Source organism: Nonomuraea sp. NPDC049480, from assembly GCF_044465905.1.
In the GTDB taxonomy this organism is placed as follows: domain Bacteria; phylum Actinomycetota; class Actinomycetes; order Streptosporangiales; family Streptosporangiaceae; genus Nonomuraea.
Genome location: NZ_JBITMD010000074.1, coordinates 1 through 2,980, shown reverse-complemented (window position 1 = coordinate 2,980; position 2,980 = coordinate 1). Strand labels below are relative to the sequence as shown.

Here is a 2,980-nt window from a genome sequence, read left to right as displayed (position 1 = left end):
CTTGGGATGTCTTCACAAACTCCGAATGATCACGTGGTGGCCGTCTTCATGCCACCTCAACGCCCAAGATCGCGAAGTGTCACTGGAGTACTAGTCCGACGAGGACTGCGGCCAGTCCGACGCTGAAGGCGACGATCATGGTCAGGCCCAGTGCTGTGCGGTTGAGGCCGATGGCCAGGAGGAGAACGCTCAACGCTTCGGGGCAGGGGATGATCCCGCCTGCCACGCCCATGGCGGCGATGCCACGCAAGGTCGAGGGCACTGCCGGTGGCGCGTGCTGGTGTTCGACTGCCGGGGCGAGGAGGGTGCGCCCGGGTGAGTCGTGGTGATGATGCTCTGGGTGGTGGTGATCCCCGTGGTCGTGGTGGTGGTCGTGGTGCCGCCGTCGGCGGAGGATCAGGCGCGCTCCGAGGACGAGCACGACGATTCCGGTGGTGGCTTCGAGGGCGGGAACGATGACTGCGGGCACGATGAAGCGTCCTGCGGCCAGGACTGCCGTGCCGAGCGCGACCACGGCGGCCGTGTGGGTGACGGTGATGACCACGCCGAGGGTGACCGCTTGTTTGGGAGTGCTCTGGGCGCCGACCAGGTAGGAGGCGAGCAGGGTCTTGCCATGGCCGGGGGTCAGTGCGTGGAAGGCTCCGAGCAGGGCGCACGTGCTGATCAGTGCCAGCAACGCCCAGGGTGAGGTCAGTGGAGTGCGGAGCGCACGGAACATCGCTGCCCCGTTCGGTGCTGGTGCCGCGGTGGTCTTTTCGGGCGCTGGACGGCTGGCCGAAGCGCTCGCCCCGGTCTGGGCGAGCGCGAGGGTGATCGTCCGTCCCTCATCGGCGTGCGCGATGGTGTCCAGAGGTGCAGGGTCGGCGGCCGCGACCAGCACGTCCATCTGCACCGTCGTACGGCCTGGGTTGTAGTTGTTGGTGAAGACGATGTTGCGGGTGCCGGAGGGCAAATCGGCTGTCAGGTCGAGGGTCACCGCGCCACCGGCTGCGGCGAGCAGGTCGTAGGCGGGGTAGGTGCGCTTGGTGATCGTGAGCGGTACGGCCCGGCCGTCAACGCGTAGTGCGAGTTTCGATGTCACCTGGTCCGCGTGCGCGGTCGTCTCGGTGGTGCTCAGGGTGTGGTTGCCGTTGGTGTCGATGGTCTGGGCGAACGCCGGTGCCACCAGCACGCCGGGGGTGAGGTCGAGCTGGATGGCGAGCTGGGAGCCGGTGGGTGTGAGGTAGGTCTGCTGGATGGTCTCGTCGGTGGGGTGCGCTGCGGCGGGCATCGCGATCAGTACCGACCCGGCGGCCCCCAGAATGGAGGCCGCCGCCCATCGGACCAGACGTCGGCTGAGGGTCACGAACCGAGCTCGGCGCCGTAGTCGTTGCCGGGTTCGCGGTAGATGGCGTGGATGTGGGTGATCCCGCCGGCGTTGGCGCCCGCGCCCTGCTGGTGGGCGAATTCGATGGTGAAGGTCGGGCCCTGCACCCGGTAGTAGATCGGGTTACCGATCTTGGTCGATCCGTACCAGGCGAACGTGGTCTTGTCGAGGTTCGCCTTGGCCGCTTTCAGCTTGGCGGCGGCCTGCTCGGCGTTCAACGGGGTGAGCCATTCGTCCACCAGGCTGAGCAGCAGGGTCTTCTGCGCGTCGGTGAAGGTCGAGGCCTTGACGCCCTCGGCCGCCAGGGTCTTTCCGTCCTGCCCGGCCCCCAGCACGATCTCCTTGACGGGCGTCGTCAGCACGGCGGCCTTCAGCTGCGTCGCGTTCAGCGAGTCCACGAGCTTGAACGCCTTCACCGTCTCACCGCACAACGGCTCGACGTCCTTGGCGGCCTCGGCGTAAGCCGCCGGCTGGGCCGCCCACAGAGTCGGGGCCAGTGTCATCGCATCCCCGGCCATCGTGACGTTGACGGCCAGGTGGTGGCCACCGTACTGAACCGTCCACTTTCCGGTCGCAGACGGGGTTCCCAGGATCCGGATCCAGTAATGATCCGCTCCGAAGTCGAGGCTGATGCCTCCCGCAGCGGCAAGAACGCCGTCCGCGGTCGTGATCTGGACGACCTGCTTGTACCCGTCCTCGCTCAGCGCCGCCTTGAGGATCTTCAGAACGGCAGCCTGCTGCGCCGCGCTCAGCGCGTCCATCCGAAGACCTGCGCGCTTGAACAGCCCATCGGGCAGGTTCGACCACTGCCCCAGATTGGCCGCCGTTCGTTCCCCCGCCACCGTGGTCTTCTGCGTCGAGTCCAACGTGCCGAGGAAAGCCTTCGTCTCGGTCAGAACCGCAGCCGCGGCCTCGCCGGTCTTCCCCGTGGACGCAGCCGCCGAACTGGCCGGGCACGTGGTAGCCGACAGCGCGCTGGTCAACGCGTCGGAAGCGAGCGGACTAGCCGACCCCGCAGAACTGCCGGAAGATGCGGTGCCGCTGGAAGATGCCGGACTCGCAGTGGATCCAGTGTCACCGGACGAGCATGCGGTCGCGAGCACGAGCATGGCCGCGATACTCGCGCCAAGAGCACGCTCCCGCAGGTAGGAGCGGTGGATGCTAGGAAGAGTCAAGGCAGTGCTCCAAGGAAGGTTCATGCCACGATAATGACAATTGGTAATAGAACAGGCACAATGTGTAGTGGTCGTCTGGCTCGCGCCAGTCGGGATCGACGATGGGGTTGTGCCACGGCAATGAGGACACGCCTCATCCGTAGGCAAATGATGTCGAGTGCTCACTACAACAACAAAAATATTGAATTAGATATGTATGAGATTCTGAATCGGTTCTTGGCCTTAGAGGTTCGAACGCCAATCGACATCGCCATTGCAGGACGCCACGAGGGTGGCGGCGATGGACAGGCCGAGGCCGCTGCCGCCAGCACCTACACCGGCAGGTGAGCCACTCCGTCGTCTAATACTCCAGTGACATTTCGCGATCATGGTTGGGATCTGCGCTGGTAGTGGCAGCGTCGAGCGGCGGCTTGATGACGGCGGCGCCATTGTGACCAGT

The 2,980-nt window shown here is 65.7% G+C and carries 4 protein-coding genes; 2 read left to right on the top strand and 2 right to left on the bottom strand.

Features of this window, described 5'->3' with window-relative positions; translation table 11 throughout:
- Positions 1 to 79: 79 nt before the first annotated feature.
- Both ACIBX3_RS61130 and ACIBX3_RS61125 read right to left on the bottom strand, forming a co-directional pair.
- Complete coding sequence (locus ACIBX3_RS61130) at positions 80 to 1,345, bottom strand: hypothetical protein (protein WP_397130017.1); 1,266 nt, start codon at positions 1,343 to 1,345, stop codon at positions 80 to 82.
- Entirely contained in the window at positions 1,342 to 2,232 is an 891-nt protein-coding gene (locus tag ACIBX3_RS61125; protein ID WP_397130016.1) for a DUF3500 domain-containing protein, read from the bottom strand. The genes ACIBX3_RS61130 and ACIBX3_RS61125 overlap by 4 nt, the downstream gene beginning before the upstream one ends.
- Before the next feature lies 1 nt (position 2,233).
- Between ACIBX3_RS61125 and ACIBX3_RS61120 the strand changes: the two genes are divergently transcribed.
- On the top strand, positions 2,234 to 2,515 hold the full coding sequence (locus ACIBX3_RS61120; RefSeq protein ID WP_397130015.1) for a hypothetical protein: 282 nt from the start codon (positions 2,234 to 2,236) through the stop codon (positions 2,513 to 2,515).
- A 173-nt stretch (positions 2,516 to 2,688) separates the two neighbouring features.
- A complete protein-coding gene (locus ACIBX3_RS61115) occupies positions 2,689 to 2,868 on the top strand; it encodes a hypothetical protein (RefSeq protein ID WP_397130014.1) in 180 nt (59 codons plus the stop codon).
- Positions 2,869 to 2,980: the final 112 nt, after the last annotated feature.